The sequence below is a fragment of the Xanthobacter sp. BG11Y11_SDJG genome, from assembly GCF_057364445.1.
This window is the reverse complement of record NZ_JBNFNU010000036.1, coordinates 1-20,108: the sequence shown is the minus strand read 5'-3', so window position 1 is coordinate 20,108 and position 20,108 is coordinate 1. Positions and strand designations below refer to the sequence as shown.

General features: G+C 69.3%; 17 protein-coding genes, 1 tRNA gene and 3 pseudogenes. 5 read left to right on the top strand and 16 right to left on the bottom strand.

The window, feature by feature from the left end; genetic code table 11:
* On the top strand, nucleotides 1-2,207 hold a 2,207-nt coding region (gene mdoH, locus AC2W7M_RS05900; protein ID WP_486130829.1), incomplete at its 5' end, for a glucans biosynthesis glucosyltransferase MdoH.
* Here the strand turns inward: mdoH and AC2W7M_RS05895 are convergent.
* Nucleotides 2,124-2,905, bottom strand: a pseudogene (locus tag AC2W7M_RS05895) (N-formylglutamate amidohydrolase). The gene mdoH and the pseudogene AC2W7M_RS05895 sit on opposite strands and share 84 nt — an antisense overlap.
* 127 nt (nucleotides 2,906-3,032) lie before the next feature.
* On the opposite strand from AC2W7M_RS05895, the gene AC2W7M_RS05890 reads away from it, so the two are divergent.
* Nucleotides 3,033-3,842, top strand: coding sequence for a transglutaminase-like domain-containing protein (locus AC2W7M_RS05890; RefSeq protein WP_486130828.1), 810 nt, complete (start codon nucleotides 3,033-3,035; stop codon nucleotides 3,840-3,842).
* Nucleotides 3,843-4,074: 232 nt separating this feature from the next.
* On the opposite strand, the gene AC2W7M_RS05885 is transcribed toward AC2W7M_RS05890, so the two are convergent.
* The 4 genes from AC2W7M_RS05885 to AC2W7M_RS05870 form a co-directional block, all read right to left on the bottom strand.
* Nucleotides 4,075-4,150 (bottom strand) — tRNA-Ala (locus AC2W7M_RS05885).
* 109 nt (nucleotides 4,151-4,259) lie between these two features.
* A complete protein-coding gene (locus AC2W7M_RS05880) occupies nucleotides 4,260-7,502 on the bottom strand; it encodes an efflux RND transporter permease subunit (protein WP_486130833.1) in 3,243 nt (1,080 codons plus the stop codon).
* Nucleotides 7,503-7,549: 47 nt separating this feature from the next.
* Nucleotides 7,550-8,578: an efflux RND transporter periplasmic adaptor subunit gene (locus AC2W7M_RS05875; RefSeq protein WP_486130826.1), complete on the bottom strand. Its 1,029-nt coding sequence runs from the start codon at nucleotides 8,576-8,578 to the stop codon at nucleotides 7,550-7,552.
* 32 nt (nucleotides 8,579-8,610) lie between these two features.
* On the bottom strand, nucleotides 8,611-8,814 hold the full coding sequence (locus AC2W7M_RS05870) for a YgaP family membrane protein (RefSeq protein ID WP_486130824.1): 204 nt from the start codon (nucleotides 8,812-8,814) through the stop codon (nucleotides 8,611-8,613).
* 118 nt (nucleotides 8,815-8,932) lie between these two features.
* On the opposite strand from AC2W7M_RS05870, the gene AC2W7M_RS05865 reads away from it, so the two are divergent.
* Nucleotides 8,933-9,361 carry an ArsR/SmtB family transcription factor gene (locus tag AC2W7M_RS05865; protein ID WP_486130822.1) on the top strand — a complete coding sequence of 143 codons (429 nt, stop codon included), beginning with the start codon at nucleotides 8,933-8,935 and terminating at the stop codon, nucleotides 9,359-9,361.
* Here AC2W7M_RS05865 and AC2W7M_RS05860 read toward each other — a convergent pair.
* The 10 genes and pseudogenes from AC2W7M_RS05860 to AC2W7M_RS05815 form a co-directional block, all read right to left on the bottom strand.
* The gene (locus AC2W7M_RS05860) at nucleotides 9,327-9,617 is read right to left on the bottom strand and encodes a hypothetical protein (RefSeq protein ID WP_486130821.1); all 291 of its coding nucleotides are present in this window, start codon (nucleotides 9,615-9,617) and stop codon (nucleotides 9,327-9,329) included. The genes AC2W7M_RS05865 and AC2W7M_RS05860 overlap by 35 nt on opposite strands.
* Nucleotides 9,581-10,636 carry a sulfatase-like hydrolase/transferase gene (locus AC2W7M_RS05855; RefSeq protein WP_486130831.1) on the bottom strand — a complete coding sequence of 352 codons (1,056 nt, stop codon included), beginning with the start codon at nucleotides 10,634-10,636 and terminating at the stop codon, nucleotides 9,581-9,583. The genes AC2W7M_RS05860 and AC2W7M_RS05855 overlap by 37 nt, the downstream gene beginning before the upstream one ends.
* 85 nt (nucleotides 10,637-10,721) lie before the next feature.
* A pseudogene (locus AC2W7M_RS05850) lies at nucleotides 10,722-11,674 on the bottom strand (formylglycine-generating enzyme family protein).
* Between the two features lie 90 nt (nucleotides 11,675-11,764).
* Nucleotides 11,765-11,959, bottom strand: coding sequence for a hypothetical protein (locus AC2W7M_RS05845; RefSeq protein WP_486130819.1), 195 nt, complete (start codon nucleotides 11,957-11,959; stop codon nucleotides 11,765-11,767).
* A gap of 54 nt (nucleotides 11,960-12,013) precedes the next feature.
* A complete protein-coding gene (locus tag AC2W7M_RS05840; protein ID WP_486130817.1) occupies nucleotides 12,014-12,889 on the bottom strand; it encodes an ABC transporter ATP-binding protein in 876 nt (291 codons plus the stop codon).
* Nucleotides 12,889-13,671, bottom strand: a complete 783-nt coding sequence (locus AC2W7M_RS05835) for an ABC transporter permease (protein ID WP_486130815.1) — start codon at nucleotides 13,669-13,671, stop codon at nucleotides 12,889-12,891. Before AC2W7M_RS05835 ends, AC2W7M_RS05840 begins: the two co-directional genes overlap by 1 nt.
* A gap of 59 nt (nucleotides 13,672-13,730) precedes the next feature.
* Nucleotides 13,731-14,555, bottom strand: coding sequence for an ABC transporter ATP-binding protein (locus tag AC2W7M_RS05830; RefSeq protein WP_486130813.1), 825 nt, complete (start codon nucleotides 14,553-14,555; stop codon nucleotides 13,731-13,733).
* The gene (locus tag AC2W7M_RS05825; RefSeq protein WP_486130811.1) at nucleotides 14,552-15,406 is read right to left on the bottom strand and encodes an ABC transporter permease; all 855 of its coding nucleotides are present in this window, start codon (nucleotides 15,404-15,406) and stop codon (nucleotides 14,552-14,554) included. The genes AC2W7M_RS05830 and AC2W7M_RS05825 overlap by 4 nt, the downstream gene beginning before the upstream one ends.
* 29 nt (nucleotides 15,407-15,435) lie before the next feature.
* Complete coding sequence (locus AC2W7M_RS05820; RefSeq protein WP_486130809.1) at nucleotides 15,436-16,674, bottom strand: ABC transporter substrate-binding protein; 1,239 nt, start codon at nucleotides 16,672-16,674, stop codon at nucleotides 15,436-15,438.
* Between the two features lie 261 nt (nucleotides 16,675-16,935).
* Nucleotides 16,936-17,664: a Crp/Fnr family transcriptional regulator gene (locus AC2W7M_RS05815; protein WP_486130808.1), complete on the bottom strand. Its 729-nt coding sequence runs from the start codon at nucleotides 17,662-17,664 to the stop codon at nucleotides 16,936-16,938.
* A gap of 52 nt (nucleotides 17,665-17,716) precedes the next feature.
* Here AC2W7M_RS05815 and AC2W7M_RS05810 point away from each other — a divergent pair.
* Nucleotides 17,717-18,753 (top strand): annotated as a pseudogene (locus AC2W7M_RS05810) (NAD(P)/FAD-dependent oxidoreductase).
* Nucleotides 18,702-19,235: an NAD(P)/FAD-dependent oxidoreductase gene (locus AC2W7M_RS05805; RefSeq protein ID WP_486130806.1), complete on the top strand. Its 534-nt coding sequence runs from the start codon at nucleotides 18,702-18,704 to the stop codon at nucleotides 19,233-19,235. Before AC2W7M_RS05810 ends, AC2W7M_RS05805 begins: the two are co-directional and overlap by 52 nt.
* A gap of 8 nt (nucleotides 19,236-19,243) precedes the next feature.
* Here AC2W7M_RS05805 and AC2W7M_RS05800 read toward each other — a convergent pair whose 3' ends face one another.
* Nucleotides 19,244-19,882: a helix-turn-helix domain-containing protein gene (locus AC2W7M_RS05800; RefSeq protein WP_486130804.1), complete on the bottom strand. Its 639-nt coding sequence runs from the start codon at nucleotides 19,880-19,882 to the stop codon at nucleotides 19,244-19,246.
* Between the last annotated feature and the right edge of the window lie 226 nt (nucleotides 19,883-20,108).

The following is a 20,108-nucleotide window of genomic DNA, read 5'->3' as shown; positions in this document are numbered from 1 at the left end:
CCGCGCCGCGGCTGGGCGTGCCGCTCGCCTTGCGCCGCGCCTTCGTGTTCGGCGGCGCGGCGGCCCTCACGGCGCTGGCCGCCTTCGAGATGTACAAGGTGCTCGACGTGGGCGGGCTCACCGAGATCGAATGCGCCATTCTGGTGCTGTTCGTGGTGCTGTTCGCCTGGATCGGCCTTGCCTTCACCACTGCGCTGGGCGGCGCCGTCAGCCTCCTGTCCGGCCGGCCGGCGCTCGGCATCGATCCGCACGCGCCCCTGCCGGATTTGAGCATCCGCACCGCCATTCTCATGCCCTGCTACAACGAGGATCCCGACCGGGTGCTCGCCGGGCTCGAGGCCACCTGGCGCTCGCTGGAGGAGACCGGGCGCGGCGACCGGTTCGACGTGTTCATCCTGAGCGACAGCACGGACCCGGACATCTGGGTGGCGGAGGAGGCCGCCTTCCTCGCCTTGCGCGAACGCACCGGCGGGCCCTTCCACTACCGCCACCGGGCGCAGAACACGGACCGCAAGGCAGGCAACGTCGCCGATTGGGTGACGCGCTTCGGCGCGGCCTACGAGGCCATGCTGATCCTCGACGCCGACAGCGTCATGAGCGGCGACTGCATGGTCCGCATGGCGGCGGCGCTGGAGCGCCATCCGGGGGTGGGCCTGATCCAGACCCTGCCGGTGATCGTCGGCGGGCGCACGCTGTTTGCCCGTCTCCAGCAGTTTGCCGGGCGCCTCTACGGACCGCTCATCGCCGCGGGGCTTGCCTGGTGGCACGGGCCGCAGAGCAATTATTGGGGCCACAACGCCATCATCCGCACCCGCGCCTTCGCCGGCGCGGCCGGGCTGCCGCACCTGACGGGGCGCAAGCCGTTCGGCGGGCACATCCTCAGCCATGACTTCGTGGAGGCGGCGCTGCTGGTGCGCGCGGGCTGGAGCGTGCACATGGTGCCGGAGCTTGCCGGCAGCTACGAGGAGGGCCCGCCCTCCCTGACCGATCTTGCGGTGCGCGACCGGCGATGGTGCCAGGGCAATCTCCAGCACGCGGCGGTGCTGCCGGCGCGGGGGCTGAGCTGGGCGAGCCGGGTCCATCTGCTCACCGGCATCGGCTCCTACGTGTCGGCGCCGCTGTGGCTCATCATGCTGCTGGCCGGGCTGCTCTCCGCGCTGCAGGCCCGCTTCGTGCCGCCGGACTATTTCCCCTCCGGCTCCGCCTTGTTCCCGGTCTGGCCGGCGCAGGACCCGGTCCGGGCGGCATGGGTGTTCGGCGGCACCATGGCCGTGCTGCTGCTGCCGAAGTTCGTCGCCTTCGCTTTGATGCTGCGCGACCGCTCGGAACGCCGCGGCTTCGGCGGCGCGCCGCGCGCGCTCGGCGGCATGACGGGCGAGATCCTTCTGTCCGGCCTGATGGCGCCGGTGACCATGGTCTCGCAGTCCTTCGCGGTGGCCGGCATTCTCATGGGGCGGGACGGCGGATGGCATCCGCAGCAGCGCGACGACGGCAGCCTCGGCTGGCGCGCCGCCTTGCGCCAGTTCCTGCCCCATACGCTGCTCGGGATCGCCTTTGCGGCGGCCACCGCCGCCATCTCGCTGCCGCTGATGGCCTGGATGTCCCCGGTCATCCTCGGCCTGGTGGCCGCGGTGCCGCTTGCGGTCTGGACCAGCCGGCCGCGCGGCCGGAGCTGGTTCTCGCCACGCCGGAGGGGCAGGCGCCGCCGCCGGTTCTGCGCCACGCCATGGATCTGCGCGCCGCCGGCGCGCCCGGGACGGATGCGCCGGCGGAAGCGGTGGCGCGTCTTGCCGCCGATGCCGATCTCCTGGCCTTCCATCGCGATTCGCTTCCCGCGTGCGGGCGGCGCCTCGCCGGGGATTTCCGTCCGGAGCGGCTCGTCGCGCGGGCCAAGATCGAAGAGGCCGGATCCCGTGACGAGGCGGTGCGCCTTCTCTCCGCGAAGGAGAAGGCGGCGGCCCTCGCCGATGACCGCGCGCTCGCGGGCCTGCTCGCCTTGCGGCCTCAAAAGCCCGCGCCGTCATCCCCTCGGCCATAGCCCGCGAGCGCCGCTGCCCGGCGAAGTGGCAGCACGCGCCGCCGGCCAGGGTCGCGGCACGTGCCACGGCGACTGGTGCCGGGCACTAAAGCGCCGCTTCGCGCCCTCCTGCGACGCCGCATTCCGCGGCAGCGAGGGGAAGCAGGGCGCCGAAGCGGGCGGCCCATAGGGCCTGGCCGTCCGCGTGCTGGATCAAATCCTGGCGAATCTCGATGCCCACATGGAGGATGCCGCGACGCTCGCCATGCACGGGTATGGTCCAGTCCGTCGCGTCACCGATATCGTACGGCGCGTTGTCGCCCACCGTCAGGGCGCCATCTCGGCGGAGCAGACCCAGCAACGCGTTGGCGAGCCGGCTGTCGCCGCGATGAAGGACACCCGCATGCCAGGGGCGCGGCGCGCCGTCCCACACCGGCGTGAAGCTGTGCATGGCGATGAGGATGGCGGGTCGACCGGCGATCATCCGGCGATCGATCTCGGCCGCGATGCGGGCATGGTAGGGGTCGAATATCTGCGCCTCGCGCGCGCGCGCGCGGACGCCTCCAGGCCGTGATTGCCGGGCACACGGGTGCCGTCGCTCTCCTCGGGAATGGACTGCGGGCTGCCGGGCGGGCGGTTGCAGTCGATCACGAGGCGGGAATAGTTCTGTTGTATGAGCGTCGCATCGAGTAGGTCTGACAGGGATCGGCAGACCCCGGCGATGCCGATGTCCCAAGCGATATGGCGCTCGCGGTCGGCATGCCCGAGGCCGAGGCCGCCGAGCGCGCGGGGCACGGCGTTCCCGGCATGATCGGCGACGATGAGGAACGGGGACGGGCCGGCGGCATTGTCTACCGAGAAGGGCGGCCCGTCTTCTGCCGCCAGCATAGAGAAAGTTCCGTTCACCTCACGGGATCCTTCCGGCGCTCGGCGCTCGCGCGGCGCGGCGCGGCTTCCAGTTCGAGGCACCATAGCCGATCCCGCGGGCCATGCCCGCATTTGCTCCGAGGTTCTTATGCTCATTCGTGCCGGCTATGAAATTGCCTATTCCTGCCCCCAGCCGACGCCCATGATCCTCACCCTGAGCGTTCATCCTTCGCGCATCGACGACCTCGTGCACCCCGACCGAGCCCTGTTCGATCCGCCGGTTGCGGCCAACACCTATCACGACAGCTTCGGCAATTTTTGCCACGTCATCCAGGCGCCGACGGGCAAGCTTACCCTGCGCACGGATTTCCTGGTCCGCGACAGCGGGTTGCCAGACCCGGTAGCGCCCGACGCAGCTCAGCTTGCCCTGGGCGAGCTGCCCGTGGACACGCTGCTCTTCCTTCTGGGCAGCCGCTATTGCGAGACCGACCGGCTGAGCGGCATCGCCTGGTCGATGTTCAGCAAGACCCCCAAGGGCTGGCCGCGCGTCCAGGCGATATGCGATTTCGTTCATGGCCACATCGCATTCGACTATGCCCATGCAAGCCCCTTGAAGACCGCGTTCGACGCCTACACGGAGCGGCAGGGCGTGTGCCGCGACTTCGCCCACCTTGCCATCGCGCTGTGCCGCTGCATGAACATCCCGGCCCGCTACTGCACCGGCTATCTCGGCGATATCGGCGTTCCGGCCGATCCGGCGCCGATGGATTTCAGCGCCTGGTTCGAGGCCTATCTGGGGGGGCGCTGGTACACCTTCGACGCGCGCCACAACAGGCCGCGCATCGGCCGCATCCTGATGGCGAGAGGACGCGACGCCACCGACGTCGCGCTGGTGACGTCGTTCGGCCCGTCGACGCTTGCAGGGTTCAAGGTGATGACGGAGGAGGCTCCGGCCTGACGTTCGGCAGTCGCCCTCCCGGGGGACATTGCCGAGCCTGCGCGGCTTGTTACGGGAACGGTAAGATTCGCCGTCCCGTCCCGCCCGCCAAATCCCCCCTGCTGCCGGCAAATCCCGGTTCAGTCCACCATGGACCACCGCGATCTCACTCACCTGCTGGGGCAAATGCCGGGGCACGATCTCTCGCTTCCGAGATTTCGTCTTCGATTTTAGGGGGAACGTTTGATTTCCTTGGTGGAGCCGAGGGGAATCGAACCCCTGACCTCTGCAGTGCGATTGCAGCGCTCTCCCATCTGAGCTACGGCCCCGAACCATGGGAGGCGCCATTTACCGGGCGCCTCCCCCCCTGTCAAGCGCGCGGGGAGCGTTGGCGCAAGCCCTCCTCAGGTCCGTTGCCGCACCTTGCGCCGAGCGGCCTCATGCCTCCCGTTCGCTCCGCGTGCCGCGGCCGCCCCGCAGCACGACATAGATGGCCGGGATCACCAGCACCGTGAGCGCGGTGGACGAGGCAAGCCCGAACAGCAGGGAGATGGCGAGCCCCTGGAAGATCGGGTCGGTGAGGATCACCGCGGCGCCGATCATGGCGGCGAGCGCTGTCAGCAGGATCGGCTTGAAGCGGATCGCCCCCGCCTCCAGCAGCACCTCCTTCAGCGGCCGCTCGCTCCCGCCCGGCGCGGCGCGGGCGTGGCGGATGAAGTCCACCAGCAGGATCGAGTTGCGCACGATGATGCCGGCGAGCGCGATGAAGCCGATCATCGAGGTGGCCGAGAACGGCGCCGAGAACATCCAGTGCCCCGCCATGATGCCGATGAAGGTGAGCGGGATCGGCGTCAGGATCACCAGCGGCAGCTTGAACGAGCCGAACTGCGCCACCACCAGGATATAGATGCCGAGGATGGCGACGCCGAAGGCCGCGCCCATGTCGCGGAAGGTGATCCAGGTCACCTCCCATTCCCCGTCCCACAGGAGCGTCGGCCGGCTCTCGTCCGCCGGCTGGCCGTTGAGCGCGATCTGGGGCTTGGGCAGATCGCCGAAGTCCATGGCGTCGAGCGCGGCGTTGACCGCGATCATGCCGTAGACCGGCGCTTCGAAATCGCCGGCAAGGTCGGCGCTCACCATCTCGGCGGCGCGCCCGTTGTGGCGGAAGACGGGGAAGGAGGAAGGCTCGCGCGTCACGCTCACCACGTCGCCCAGTTCCACCACGCCGCGCCCGCCGGGCAGCGCGTTGGCCGGCACCGGCGTCGTCAGGGTGCGCGCGTCGGCGGCCTTGTCGGCCTTGGACAGGGCGAGGCGGATGGGAATGGGCGCGCGGCCCTCCCCGCGGTGGGAATAGCCCACCGTCTGGCCGCCGAAGAAGGTGCGGATGGCGTCGTAAACGTCGCCCTGCTCCACCTTGTAGAATTCCAGATTGTCCTGGTCGATGGCGAGGCGCACCCGTTCGGCGGTGGTGCCGAAGCTGTCGTCCACGTCGACGATGAAGGGCACGCTCTCGAAGGCCTGGCGCACCTTGCGCGCCACCGCGCGGCGGGTGTCCGGATCGGGTCCGTAGATCTCGGCGAGCAGGGTCGCGAGCACCGGCGGGCCGGGGGGCGGCTCGACGACCTTCAGCGCGCTGCCGTCGGGCAGCGGCACCGCCTTCAGCCGCTCGCGCAGTTCGAGCGCGATGTCGTGGCTGGCGCGTCCGCGTTCGGCCTTGGGTGCTAGATTGACCGCGATGTCGCCCTGGCGCGGCGTCGTGCGCAGGTAGGAATGGCGCACCAGGCCGTTGAAGTTGAACGGCGAGGCGGTGCCGGCATAGGTCTGGAACGACACCACCTCCGGCACCGGAGCCAGCACGTCCACCATCTGCTGGAGCACCCGGTTGGTCTCCTCCACCGCGGTGCCCTGGGGCATGTCGAGGACCACGTTCAGCTCGGTCTTGTTGTCGAACGGCAGCAGCTTCACCGTCACGTGGCGGGTGTAGATCAGGCTGAGCGAGGCCAAGGTCACCACGCCCACCGCCAGCAGGAAGGCGAGCGCCCGCCCGCGCGAGGCGAGGATGGGGCTGGCCACCGTCACATAGAGCCGGCCGAGCGCGCCGCCGCCGGCCGCCTCGTGCTGGTGCGCCACCGCCTTGGCGGAGCCCGCCACCTTCATCATCAGCCAGGGCGTCAGCATCACCGCGACGAAGAAGGAGAACACCATGGCGGCGGAGGCGTTCGCCGGGATCGGGCTCATGTATGGCCCCATCATGCCGGACACGAACAGCATGGGCAGCAGCGCCGCCACCACGGTGAGCGTCGCGACGATGGTGGGATTGCCTACCTCCGCCACCGCCTCGATGGCGGCGCGGGCGCGCGGGCGGCCGTCCCTCATCGCCCAGTGGCGGGCGATGTTCTCGATCACGACGATGGCGTCGTCCACCAGAATGCCGATGGAGAAGATGAGCGCGAACAGGCTGACGCGGTTCAGCGTGTAGCCCATGAGGCGGGACGCGAAGAGGGTGAGCAGGATGGTGGTGGGGATCACCACCGCCACCACCAGCGCCTCGCGCCAGCCGATGGAAAAGCCCACCAGCACGACGATGGAGACGGTGGCGAGGCCGAGATGCAGCAGCAGCTCGTTGGCCTTCTCGTTGGCGCTCTCGCCGTAATTGCGGGTGACGGTGAGCGCCACGTCCTGCGGCAGCCATTGGCCGCGCACCGCATCGAGGCGCTGGAGCACCGCGTCGGCGATGAGCACCGCATTGGTGCCGGCGCGCTTGGCGATGGCGAGCGAGACTGCCGGCCGGCGCTCCAGCGCGTCCTTCACCCGTGTCACGTCGAACACGCGGGTCTCGTTGGGCTCGGTGGCGAGCGTGATGGCGGCGACATCGCGCACATAGACCGGCCGGCCGTCGCGGGCGGTGAGCAGCAGGTTGCCGATCTCGCCGGCCGACTGCAGCGTCTGGCCGGCGACCAGGGTGCGCTGCTGGCCCTTCTCGCGCACGTAGCCGGCCTGGAACGAGCGGTTGGCCCCCTCGATCTTGCCGGCGAGCTGGGCCAGCGTGATGCCGTAGAGCGATAGCTTCTCGGGGTCGGGCTCGACGCGGATCTCCTCCGGCTGCGCGCCGACGATGTAGGTCAGGCCGATGTCGGGGAGCTTGGCGATCTCCACCTGAAGCTCGCGGGCGAGCCGGGTGAGGTCGTTGGCGCTCCAGCGGGCCGCCACCTCGGGGGCGAGGTCCGCGCGCGGCGCCAGCGTCACCACCAGGATCGCCACGTCGTCGATGGAGCGGCCGACGATCAGCGGCTCGGGGATGCCCACGGGGATGCGGTCGAGATTGGCCCGCAGCTTCTCGTGCACGCGCAGGATCGCCGCATCCGGGCTGGTGCCGGTGAGGAAGCGGGCGGTGACGAGGACGCCGTCGTCGGCGGTGGTGGAATAGACGTGCTCGACCCCGTCGATGCTCTTGACGATGGTCTCCAGCGGCTCGGTCACCAGCTTCACCGCGTCCTCGGCCTTGAGGCCGTTGGCCTCCACATGGATGTCCACCATGGGCACGGAGATCTGCGGCTCCTCCTCGCGCGGCAGGGTGACGAGGGCGATCAGGCCGAAGGCGAAGGCGGCGATCAGCAGCAGCGGCGTCAGCGGCGAGGCGATGAAGGCGCGCGTCAAGATCCCGGCAATGCCGAGGCGCACAAGCGGCGATCCATCGGCGCCGGGCATGGGTCCGTTGACGGGTGCGGTCATGGCGCCAGCACCGTGTCGCCGACCTTGAGGCCGGTGAGCACGACGACGCGCGGCGCGCCGTCCACCTCCAGCCGTTCGCCCAGCACCACCGGCACGGCGATCACCCCGCCTGGGACGGCCACGCGCACGAGGTCGATGCCGTGGCGCGTCGTCACCGCATCCAGCGGCACCGCCAGCACCGAGCGGCGGCCGATCTCGATCCAGACCAGGGTGCGCTCGTTGACGAAATAGTCGCCGAGGCCCTCCACATCCACGTCGGCCATCACCCGGCCGGCGGTGATCTCGGGATAGACCTTGACGATGCGGCCGGAGCGGGCGGCGGCGATGCCGCCGGCCTTTTCCGGCGACAGGCCGCGCGCGCCGATGCGCACCGTGCCGCCTTCCTTGATGTCCGCCGCATGGCGCTCGGGCAAGGACAGGCGCAGATAGTACTGGCCGGAGGCGATCCGGGCGATCTCGTCGCCCGCCAGCACCACGCTGCCGGGCGTGACGGGCACGGTCAGCACGCGCCCGTCGGCGGGAGCGAGCACCGCGCCCCTCGCGGGCCCGCTCCACCACCACGGCGCGGTCGGCCTCGGCGGCGCACCTGGTTGGCGGCGGACATCGTATTGGGTCCTGGCGGTGTCGACGCGGCTCTGGCTGGCGACGCCGCGGGCGAGCAGCTGCTGGGCGCGGTCGAGCTCGGTGGCGGCATTGGTGAGCTGGGATTTCAGCTCCTGGATCTTGGCGTTGGCGGCGTTGAGCGAGAGCGCGAGCTTGTCGTCCACCACCACGGCGATCTCGTCGCCCTCCTTCACCTGCGAGCCTTCGGAGACCTTGACCTCGCGCACCGTGCCGCCGATGCGGGCGCGGGCGGGCACCACCGTGCGGCTCTCCACCTCGGCGAACACCGCCTTCAGCTCGGGCACGTCCACCGGGCGCACGCGGAATTCGGCGGCAAGCGCCGGGGCAGAGGCGGCGGCGAGCGCTCCGGCGACGGCGAGGAGGCGGAGCGCCGGCGCGAGCCGGCGCGGAAGAAGGTGCATGATCCTATGTCCCTGATGCTGGCGAGGTCCGCTCAGTTGAAGGCGCAGCCCGGCTTCACGCCCAGCTTCTTCAGGATCATGGCGGCCGGGCAGAAGCCCGTGAGCGAGGCCTGCATGAGGTTGGCGCCCACGAAGGCGGTGAGCCAAAACCACATAGGCGAGACGTAAATCCCGAGAGCCAGGGACAGCAGGACCATGAACCCGGCAAACAGCATGACCGCGCGATCAACCGACATTATGCTCTCCCCTTGGAACCTGTGGCGTCCGATGCCATCCGCGGCCGCGGTGGCGCTGGGAACACGCTTGCAGATAACATTCAAAGAATCTAAATTCAAGACTATGAATGTATCGGATATGATCCCGGCCTCCGAGCAGGCGGCCGAGCTGATGCGGGCGCTCTCCCATCCCCAGCGCCTGCTGGTGCTGTGCGCGCTCGGCGCCGAGGAGAAGTCGGTGGCGCAGCTGCGCGAGGAGCTGGGGATCGAGCAGGTGCCCATGTCGCAGCAATTGATGCGGCTGCGCGCGGACGGCCTCGTGGCGGCCCGGCGCGAGGGCACCAGCGTGTTCTACCGCATCGCCCGCCCGGAGGTGCTGGACGTGGTCGCGGCGCTCCACGGCGCCTTTGCGGGAAGGCCAAGGACTGACCGGCCCGCCGGGTGCGGCCGGCGCGGTGGCGGATGCAACGGAGCGGGCCGGACGGCATCCCGTCCGGCCCGCTCTCTTCATGGGTTGGGACTGGCCGGGTCCGTCACTCCGCCGGCGGCGGAACGTAGCGTCCCTTGAGGCCCTCCGGCACCGGCGGGTGCTTGCGCAGCGTCTCCTGGAAGGCGGAGATGGCCTTGAGGCAGACCGACATCACCCAGGTGTTGCGCAGGCTCTCCTCGGGATATTCCTCCTTCGGGTCGGCCACGAGGTTGAACACCTTGGGCATGGTGAGCTTCTGCGGCGAGGCGAACCAGTCCCGCGTCTCCTCGTAGAAGGCGAGCTTCCAGTTGCGCCACTTCACCGCCTCCAGCCGCTCGGCGACGAAGGCGAACACCACGTCGCGCGGCGACTTTTCGCTCTTGCCAAGCAGGAGGTCGCTAAGGTCCATGCCGTCGATCGGCCGATGTCGGGCACCTTGGCGCCGCACAGGGTGGCGAGGGTGGTGAAGGTGTCGATCTGGTGCACCATCTCGTTGGTCACCGCGCCTGCCGGGATACGGCCGGGCCAGCGGATGATGCAGGGCACCCGCAGCGAGCCCTCCATGTGGGTGAAATAATAGCCGCGCCACGGTCCCGATGAGCCCTGCCAGGGCCAGGTGGGGTCCGGCCCGTTGTCGGAGGTGAAGACGACGATGGTGTCGTCGCGCACGCCGAGCCGGTCCAGCGTGTCGAGAACCTGGCCGAGGCGATGGTCGGTCTCGGCGAGGCTGTCCGAGAAGTCGCCATTGCCGGTCGCGCCCTTGAAGTCCGGGTGGGGGAGCGTCGGCAGGTGCACCTGGGTCAGCGGCACGTAGGCGTAGAACGGCTTTTTCGCCGCCACGGCCCGCTCCATGAAGTCGATGGTGCGCCGGGTGATCTCGGCGTCCATGAAGGCGCGCTCTTCGAGGTCGTAGGGCTTGAGGCGCCTGCTCTTCTCGCCCTTCACGCCCTCCATGATGTATTGCGGCTCAATGCCGGCTTCGAGGAAGTGGGGATTGTCCGGCCAGAACACCTCGTCCGTGGTGCGCGGGATGCCGTACCACTCGTCGAAGCCGTGGTCGTTGGGCAGGCGGCCGTCGACGCTGCCCAGATGCCACTTGCCGAAATGCCCGGTGGCGTAGCCGATGTCCGACAGCAGCTTGGCGATGGTCACCTCGTAGGGGTTCAGCCCCTGCACCTCGATGTCGCCCACGGCCGGGTTGCCGATGGGCACCGTGAGCGTGCCGGAGCGGATGGCGTAGCGCCCGGTCATGATGGCCGAGCGGCTCGGCGTGCACTGCGCCTCCACGTTGAAGTTCGTGAACCGCATGCCCTCCGGCCGCGAGCGTCGGCGCGCGGCGTCGGCGCGCCGCGCAGCGCGCCGCCGCCATAGCAGCCGAGCTCCCCGTAGCCGAGATTGTCGGTGAGGATGAAGACGACGTTGGGCTTCATTGGTCTTGTCCTTGGGCGGGGTTGGAAACTCAGGCGTCAGCCGCGCAGCGGAAGCCGATGTGGCAGGCCGCGCTGTCGATCATCTGCGGCTGGCGCGCCGCCGGCCGGTAGCGCTGGCAGAAGTCCGGCGCGCACAGGAACGAGCCGCCCTTCAGCACCTTGCGCGGGATCGGCAGGTCCGGCTGGGCGGGGTCGAGGCTGCCCGCGCGCGCCGCGCAGCAGGATCTTGCGCCAGCGTCCCCGGCCGCTGGGCCATGGCGGGCGCCGTACCAGTCGTCCGTCCATTCCCAGACGTTGCCGATCATGTCGTGGAGGCCGAAGCCGTTGGCGGGATAAAGTCCCGCCGCCGCGGTGCCGGGCGGCGTGTCGCCCGCGTGGCGGGGAAACGGGCCGCCGGGCCAGATGTGCGCCATGCGCCGCCCGCCTGGCGCGAGCTCGCCGCCCCCAGGCATATTCCGCCGCCCTCAGGCCGCCGCGGGCGGCGCATTCCCATTCGGCCTCGCTGGGAAGGCGCTTGCCGGCCCAGGCGGCATAGGCCGCCGCGTCCTCATGGGCCACATGCACCACCGGGTGATCGGCGCGGCCTTCAAGATCGCTGCCGGGTCCGAGCGGATGGCGCCAGCAGGCGCCCGGAACATAGCGCCACCAGTCCCCCGGTCCGCGGTTCGGCCGTCGGTGCGCGGCGCGAAGACGAGACTGCCGGGCACGAGACGATCCGCGGGCACGCCGGAATAGCGGGCCGGATCGGGCAGGCGCTCCGCCACGGTGACGTATTCGGTGGCGGCGATGAAGGACGCGAACTGCGCATTGGTGACCGGCGTGCGGTCCATGAAGAAGCGCCCCACCGCGCCGGATGCGCGGGCCGCTCCTCGGGATAGAAGCGGTCGGAGCCCATGACGAAGGCGCCGCCCGGCACCAGCGCCATGCCGTCCGGCACGCCTTTGGGGGCGAGGAAGAGATCGAGCGCGCGTCTGAAGCCCATGGCGGTCCTCGAAGGCAAAGCGGTCCCTGCGGCGCGCGCGGCGCCGTCTGAAAGGCGGTTTCGGCAAGGGCCCCGCGTCGGGGGCGTGCTCTAGGCCAGGGCCATGCCGGCGAGCAGCAGGACGCTCACGCTGGTGGCCCCATAGGCGAAGAGATAATGGCGCCGTCGCCTGCGGTCGGGGTCCGGCCCGTCGATCAGCGGCACCCGCGCGGCGATCAGCGACCAGCCCCCGCCCAGGAGGGCGAAGGCGATCGCCGCGCCCTTCAGGATCAATGCGGTGTCCATGGCCCTCTCCCTTTCGGCCGGGCATGCGCAAGGCGGCGCGCCGCGCCGCGCGGATCAGCCGGCGGCATGGCGCCTCTCGAACGCTTCCTTGATGTCGCCCCCGGCCCCGGTCTCCTCGAAGGCGGCGGCGGCTTCGGCATAGAGCAGGTTCAGCGCCTCCTCCTTCAGCGCGGCGTAGCGGGCGCAGGAGAGCTGCTCGAACCGGCGCGGGCGCGGCAGGTCCACCTCGATCACCGCCGCCACCCTGGCCGGCGCGCGCGAGAGCACCACCAGCCGGTCGGCGAGGAAGATCGCCTCGTCGATCTCGGAGGTGACGAAGATGGTGGTGGTGCGCGTCTCCTCGAACAGCCGGGTCAGGTATTTCTGCATCAGCTGGCGCGTCATGGCGTCGAGGCCGCGGAACGGCTCGTCCATCAGCAGCACCAGGGGATCGTTGATCAGGGCGCGGGCCAGCTCGCCGCGCCGCTGCATGCCGCCGGACAACTCGCGCGGATAGCGGTTCTTGAACTCGCCGAGCCCGAACCTCTCGAGCAGCGCCCCGGCTTCGGCGCGGATTTCCGGCATCGTCTTGATGCCGCGAACCATCGGCCCGTAGGCGACGTTCTCCAGCGTCGTCATCCAGGGGAACAGCGCGGTCTCCTGGAACACCATCAGGCGGTCCCAGCCCGGTCCCTTCACGTCCACCCCGTCGAGCCGAACGGTGCCAGCGTCGGCGCCGATATAGCCGGCGATGAGGTTCATGAGCGTGGTCTTGCCGCAGCCGGAGGGGCCGATCAGCACCGTGAACAAGCCCCGTTCGGCGAGGAACGAGCAGTCCTCCACCAGCCGCACCGGCTTGCCGGACCGGTCGAACATGCCGACGCTGGCATGGCTGACCGCGATCTCGCCCGAGCCGGCGCCGGGGGAGCGTGTCGTGCTGTGCGCGTCCATCAGCGCCTCCCCTGCCAGGGCGTGAGCAGCCGTCCGACCCGGCCGATGAGGGCGCTCGACACGAACCCGGCGATGCCGATGGCGAGCATGCAGACGATGACCTGGGCGCCGGCATTGATCTCGAACGACTGCCAGAGCAGGTAGCCGAGCCCGGTGTCGGAGGCGATCATCTCCGCCGCCACCACCATCTCCCAGCTGATGCCCATGCCAACCACCATGCCGGTGACGATGGAGGGCAGCGTCGCCGGAAGGACGATGTAGCGGAACAGGTGCCAGCGGTTCGAGCCGAGCGAGAGCGCGGCGCGCCGGTAGCTCTCCTCGATGGTGGAGGCGCCGCCGATGGTGTTGAGCAGGACGATCCAGAAGGCGCCGAGGAAGACGATGAACACCGTGCTCATCTCGCGCGTCGGCCAGAAGATGATGGCGACCGGGATCCACGCCACCGGCGGGATCGGCCGCAGGATCTCCGTGACCGGGAAGATGGTGTGGAACGCCATGCGGTTGGTGGCCATCATCAGGCCGATCGGCACGCCGATGATCTGCGCCAGCGCGAAGCCGGCGAGGATGCGCAGCACGCTCTTGTAGCAGGCGGTCCAGAAGGTGGCGGACGACAGGAGGTCCCAGGACGCGGCGACCACCCGGGTGGGCGGCTCGACGGCGGACAGGCCGGGAATGCCGAGCGGCCGCGCGAATTGCCAGGCGAGGAAAAAGGCGATCAGGGTCGCCGCCCCCACCACCAGGTCGAAGTGGCGATGGACGTATTTCTTGATCCCGGCGGACAACGGAACTCCCCTTTCGGCGGGCGTCGCGGATGGAGCGGATGCGGAGGTGGCGAGCGACTTCATCGGGCCATCTCCTTCTCGCCCGCCTCGAAGGCGCGCATGGCCTCGGTGTGGACCACGGCGGACAGCGCGGCCTTCAGCTCCAGGAAGCGCGGCGAGATCAGCACCTCGTGGCTGCGCGGCTTCGGGATGTCGACGCTCACCACCTCCTTTATGCGGCCGGGCCGCGAGGTGAAGACCACCACCTTGTCGCCAAGGAACAGCGCCTCCTCCAGGTCGTGGGTGATGAAGAAGACGGTCTTGGGGAACTGCACCAGCAGCTCCAGCAGGTATTCCTGCATCACGCTCTTGGTGAGCGCGTCGAGCGCCCGGAACGGCTCGTCGAGCAGCAGCACCGCCGGGTCGTTGATGAGCGCGCGCACGATCTCCACGCGCCGCTTCTGGCCGCCGGACAAGTCGTTCGGATACTTGTCCTCGCAGCCCTTGAGGCCGACGCGGGCGAGCAGCTTCAGCCCGTGCTCGCGCGCCTCGCGCTCGCTCATGCGGCCCTGCATGACCGGGCCGCAGGTGATGTTCCACATCACGCTGCGCCAGGGGAATAGCGCGCCGTGCTGGAACACGACGATGCGGTCCTCGCCCGGCGCCGCGCTCTCGCCGGGGGTGGCGATGGTGCGCCCGTCGAGCTGGATCGTGCCGGCGGTCAGCGTCTCGAAGCCGGCGACCGCGTTGAGCAAAGTGGTCTTGCCGCAGCCCGACGGGCCGACGATGGCGCAGAACTCGCCGGGGGCGATGTCGAGGTCGACGCCGTCCAGCGCCAGCACCGCCTTGCCCTCGGGATCGTAGACCTTGCGCACCGCGCGGAAGGAGAGCGCGCCCCGGCTCATGCCACGCTCCCGAGGGTCTTGCCGCGCCAGCGCATGAGATAGGCGCCGAGCCGGCGGATGATGGCGCTGGAGATGTAGCCGCAGATGCCGAGCGTCAGGATCATGATGACCATGGTCTCGAACTGCACATAGTAATAGGCCTCCCACACCTTGTATCCGAGGCCCGCAGTTCCGGAGACGATCTCCGACGCCACCAGCGAGAACCAGCAGGCGGCCATGGCGATCTGCAATCCGACGAAGATGAAGGGCAGCGCGCCGGGGATCACCACGTGGCGCAGGATCGCCCAGCGCGAGAAGCCGAGCGACTGCGCGGCGCGGAAATAGACCTCGTCGATGGAGCGCACGCCGAGCATGGTGTTGAGGATGGTGATGAAGAAGGCGGCGAGAAAGGTCAGCGCGATCACCGAGCTTTCCCGCGACGGCATCACCAGGATGACGAGCGGAATCCAGGCCAGAACGGGGATCGGCCGCGCCAGTTCCAGCAGCGGCTGGCAGACGGCGCGGAACCAGCGGTTCCAGCCCGACAGGATGCCGATGACCACGCCGGAGGAGACCGCGATCAGGAACGCGAAGATCACCCGGCCGGCGCTCGCCTTCAGGTGGTCGTAGTATTCCTTCGTGAAGACCGAGACCCCATACGTGGGATCCGGGCTGAACATTTCACGCAGGCTCACCGAAAGCTTCGGCAGCTGCGCGAAGCGCCAGAGCGCGAACACATCCACCAGCAGGAACCAGGACAGGAAGAACAGCGAGATGCCGAGCATGGCCTGGAGGAAGGGGATCCATCCGGCCGCCGGCCGGGCGCCTGCCGGGCCGCGGGCCGGTCCGGGCAAGGAGGTGGGAGCTGCCATGACGTGGCCTTTCCTGCGTTCGTCGCGGCTCAGCTGAACAGCGCCACATAGTCCTCGATGCGATCCTTGTTGCCGAGCAGCGGATAGCCCTTGTCCAGCGGCACCGCCTTCAGGGTCACGAGCGGCGAGGAGACGCCCATCTCCTTCATGGCTTCGCGGGCGAGGCTGTCGTCGACGGCGCCGGGCAGCAGGGTCGAGGACGGGATCACCTTGTTGGCGGCGAGATACTCGACCACCTTGGCCTGGACCGCGCGGATGTCGTCGTTCCACACGAACAGCTTCTCGTCGCGGATCGGGCCGCCGTAATAGGGTTCCGGCAGGAGGCCGGCCAGCGAGAACCACAGCGCCTGGCGGGACAGGCCCTTCACGTATTTCTGCGCGATGGCGATGACTTCGTCATGGTTGCGCGGGTCGCAATACCAGATCTGGGCCTCGATCTCGGACTTCAGCCAGGCTTTCATGATGTCCGGCTTGGCATCCATGAAGTCCTTGCGGGCGATCATGGTGCCGAAATCACGCTCGTTCCAGGGATAGCCGGTGGCCACCACGCGGGCGATGCCCTCGCCGGCGACGGTGCTCACCGCCGCGCCCTGCGGGTCCCAGGTGCAGGCGCCGTCGATGGTGCCGTTCCGCAGGCTCGTGGTGATGACGCCGATGGCCAGGTTGAGATATTCCGCCGGCTTCACGCCCTCGCGCTTGAGCACATCCTGGAAGAAGCGGTCCGAGGCGGAGCCCTTGGGCGTGGCGACCTTCTTGCCCTCCATCCACTTGAGCGCCTCCTTCGAGTTGGCGAACTCGGGCGCGTCTTTGCGCACCAGGACCTGGAAGGTGGCATAGCCCGAGGGGGAGGAGCCGATGATGCCGACCGCGCGGATATCAACCCGCTCGCGCTGGAAGGTGGCGATGAGGCCGGGCGCGTCGCCGTTATGGCCGATCACGCTCTTGTTCGCGATCAGCTCGCTGGTGACGATGCCGCCCTGGATCGGATGCGAGAAGGTGACGTTGGAGCCGGCCGGCAGGTACTTCTTCCAGAAGCCCTTCTCCTGATTGATCATGCCGAACCAGCCCTGGGTCCAGTCCGGGCGGATGGCGACGTTGAACTCCACCGGCGCGCCGGAAAGCTGCTGACCATACGCAAGATCGCCCCAGGCGAAGCCGTAGGACGAGGCCGCGGCGCCGGCGATGGTCGCGGCGGAGCGGACCATGAACTGGCGACGGGAGAGATCCAGCCGCGGCTGGGCCGGAAGGGGCGTCTCGTGATCCGACATCTACGCTCTCCTGGAAGGCTGGTATTTTTGCTGTGAAGAAACAAATTTATCTGAGAATAGGAGTCGCCGCGGATCGCTCGCAATGCCCGGAGTCAAGGAATTGCCATGGGCGTCAAGCAATGGCGCGAATTTAGGCAGGAACGCGCCCGATCGGCAGGATTCCGTGCAGGGATCTGCTCCCGCGGAAAGATCTGAACGCTCGATTGAAAAGTAGAACGATCAAAACTATTGACAATCGCGCTGCACCCGCGCGGACGGCCCTTACTGGTCCAAGGCCTTCAAGGCGTCCCAGTCGCGGATGACGATGTTTCGGCCGTCGCCGCCGACGATGTCGTCGTCGCGAAATTTTGCGAGGGTCATGGTCACCCATTGGCGCGTCACGCCGATCATGGCGGCCAGTTCGCTGTGGGTGTACGGCAGTTCCAGATGGACGCCGTCCGAGGCCGGCACGCCGTAGCATTCCGCCAGTTCCAGGATCGCCTTGGCGAGGCGTGCGGCCGCACTCTGGGTGCCCAGCATCTGCAGCAGGTTCGACATGCAGCGGCCCTTGATCACCAGCCCGTCGAGCAGGGCCATGGTCAGCAGCGGCATGTGCGGGAGCAGCTCGCACAATTGGTCGCCGCTCAGATAGAGCACCTGGGAATGCTCGGTGGCCTGACCGGACCAGCAATGCTTGCCGCGGCCGAACAGCTCCGGGCCGCCGACGAAATTGCTGGGCGTCCAATAGGCGATGGTCAGCTCGCGTCCGCGCTCCGAGGTGTAGAAGGTGCGCACCCGGCCGCTCTCGATGATGAAGATGCCGCCGTGCCGGGTGCCCTGCTTGAACAGCAGGTGGCCGGGATTGAGCCAGAGCGGACGCCCGGCGGCGCGCAGGCTCTGCCGCTCGTCCGGCGACAGGCGCTCGAAGATGCCCAGCTCCAGCGGGTCGCCCCGCAACTGGTCGAAATAGACGAATTCGTCCGCCGGCCGTGAGGGAAATGCCTTCATCATCGTCCACCGCGCCAGGAGTGCCGCGACCGCCCCCGGTTGTCAGGCAATCTTCATGCCGCGGGCGGCGCCCGCCGCGCATCGACGGTTTTCCGACGGCGTTCCCGGGGCCATGCGGCAGGCCCGCCATCATTTGCCGCGTTTGCATCAACTGCAAAACTCTTTGTATCAGTTCGGCATCAATGCAGCGCGAGATCAAGGTCGGGAGCGATCATGGACGCAGGCTCGAGCGGTCCGAGTCTCGCCGCTCTCGCGGGCGGCGGCGGCGGCAGGGCGCACCTCGCGCACCGGCCGTTCTGGTGGGACCGCACGCCCCCGAACGACCACGCGTTTTCCCCTCCCCCTGTCCGCCCGCCTGCCGCGGCAGGCGGATGTGGTGGTGGTGGGCTCCGGCTTCACGGGCGTGTCCGCGGCCCTGGTCCTCGCCCGCGCGGGGCGGCAGGTGCTGGTGGTGGATGCCGGGCCGCTCGGCTTCGGCGCCAGCACCCGCAATGGCGGGCAGGTGGGCAGCGGCAACCAGAAATTCCGCGTCGCGGCCCTCATCGCCATGTTCGGCGAGCGCAAGGCGGTGGAGATGCTGCGCGAGGGCGTCGAGATGCTGGACGGCATCGCGCGTCTGATCGCCGAGGAGAGGATCGACTGCGCCTTCGCCGCTGCGGGCGCTTCCGCGGCGCCATGCGCCCGGCCCATTACGAGGCCATGGCGCGCGACATGGAGGATCTGAACCGGCACGCCGGCGTCGCGTTCGAGATGGTGCCGAAGTCGGACCAGCAGCGCGAGATCGGCTCGGACCTGTTCTTCGGCGGCTCGGTCCTACCCGACGACGCGAGCCTCGATCCCGGCCGCTATCATGCCGGGCTGATGGCACGGGCCGCCGCCGCCGGGGCGCGGCTGGAGAGCCATGCGCCGGTGCGGGCCATCGAGACCGGCTCCGGCGGACATGTGGTGCGCTTCGACGGGCACCAGATGCGGGCGCGCGCGGTGCTGGTGGCCACCAATGGCTATACCGCCGGCGTCGGCGCTATCTGCGGCGGCGCATCGTGCCCATCGTCTCGGCGCAGATCGCCACCGGCCCGGTCCCGGCCGCGCTGATGGACCGCGCCATGCCGCACCGGCGCGTCTACGGCAATTCCAACCGCGTGTTCTTCTATTTCCGCCCCGCGCCTGAGGAGAACCGCATCGTCTTCGGCGGCCGGGCGGCGCATCTGCGGCGCGAGGGCGCGCCATCCGCTTTTGCCCATCTGGCACGCGACCTGCTGTCGGTGTTCCCCGATCTCGGCGCGGTCCCCGTCACCCACGCCTTCAGCGGCGCCATCGGCTACACCCACGACAATTTTCCCCATCTCGGGCAGGACCGCGACGGGGTGTTCCACGCGCTCGGCTATTGCGGCACCGGGGTCTCGCGCGCCACCCATTTCGGCCGCAAGATCGCGCTCAAAATGCTGGGGCGGCCGGACGGCGCGAGCGCGTTCGACCATCTCGCCTTCCCCGGACATCCGTTCCGGGCGCTGGCGCCGCTCGGCGTGCCGCTGGTGGAGAGCTGGTATCGCCTGCGCGACCGCGCCGGCATCTGAGCGCCGGCCTATTCGCCATAGACGATGATGGAAAGGAAGCGGATCTGCGGATCGAGCAGCCGCTCGGGTCCGTGCACCACGGACCCCGAGAAGGTGAAGCTGTCGCCCGGCTCCAGCAGGAACACCCGGTCGCCGAAGCGGTATTCCATGCGCCCGCTCAGCATGTAGATCAGCTCGGTGCCGGGATGCTGGAAGCGCGGATGGGCGCCGCTCTCGTGGTCCATCTCGATGAGAAACGGCTCGAATGCCTTGCGCGGTCCCTTCTGGTAGGCCAGCAGCCGGTAGACGTGGCCGTGGCGCGTGCCGGTGCGCACCACCTCCATCTGGTCGGCCGCCTTGACCAGCTGCGCCGCGCCGGACGTGTCCTCGATCGCCTGGAACAAGGCGGCAAGCCCGATGCCCAGCGCCGCCGTGAGGCGCTCCAGGACCTCGAGGCTCGCCGCCGACTGGCCGTTCTCGATCCGGCTCAGCATGGCGATGGACATGCCGCTCGCCGCCGCCAGTTCCGCCAGCGTCAGGGCGCGTTCCATCCGGTTGCGGCGGATCGCGGCGCCGGCGCGGCGATGGATCGGCTGGAGCGCGGTCTCGACGGCGCTTTCGGCGTCGCCGCTCTCGACGGGGGCAGGGCTTCGTGCGCGCCTCGTCACCTTCTCCCCCTTCGTTTCGCGGCCATCACCAGCTTAGGGCGTGATCCGGGCAAAATGAAACCATCCGCGCGCGCGTCGCCCGGATGTCCACCGCGGGTCCGGGCGCCCGCGCCCGGGCCTATTTCTCCACCGCCGGCAGCAGCGCCTCGCTTTCGCCCTCGGCCCGTTCGCGCGCGCCGGGATGCTCCTCGATGAGCGGGCCGGGGCGTCGTCGGCGGAAGCCGCG

Coding starts and splice junctions, on each gene's coding strand:
- AC2W7M_RS05820 (WP_486130809.1), bottom strand. CDS start 16,674: ATGTCGGATCACGAGACGCCCCTTCCGGCCCAGCCGCGGCTGGATCTC.
- AC2W7M_RS05825 (WP_486130811.1), bottom strand. CDS start 15,406: ATGGCAGCTCCCACCTCCTTGCCCGGACCGGCCCGCGGCCCGGCAGGC.
- AC2W7M_RS05865 (WP_486130822.1), top strand. CDS start 8,933: ATGATCCCGGCCTCCGAGCAGGCGGCCGAGCTGATGCGGGCGCTCTCC.
- AC2W7M_RS05875 (WP_486130826.1), bottom strand. CDS start 8,578: ATGCACCTTCTTCCGCGCCGGCTCGCGCCGGCGCTCCGCCTCCTCGCC.
- AC2W7M_RS05840 (WP_486130817.1), bottom strand. CDS start 12,889: ATGGACGCGCACAGCACGACACGCTCCCCCGGCGCCGGCTCGGGCGAG.
- AC2W7M_RS05815 (WP_486130808.1), bottom strand. CDS start 17,664: ATGATGAAGGCATTTCCCTCACGGCCGGCGGACGAATTCGTCTATTTC.
- AC2W7M_RS05830 (WP_486130813.1), bottom strand. CDS start 14,555: ATGAGCCGGGGCGCGCTCTCCTTCCGCGCGGTGCGCAAGGTCTACGAT.
- AC2W7M_RS05845 (WP_486130819.1), bottom strand. CDS start 11,959: ATGGACACCGCATTGATCCTGAAGGGCGCGGCGATCGCCTTCGCCCTC.
- AC2W7M_RS05890 (WP_486130828.1), top strand. CDS start 3,033: ATGCTCATTCGTGCCGGCTATGAAATTGCCTATTCCTGCCCCCAGCCG.
- AC2W7M_RS05870 (WP_486130824.1), bottom strand. CDS start 8,814: ATGTCGGTTGATCGCGCGGTCATGCTGTTTGCCGGGTTCATGGTCCTG.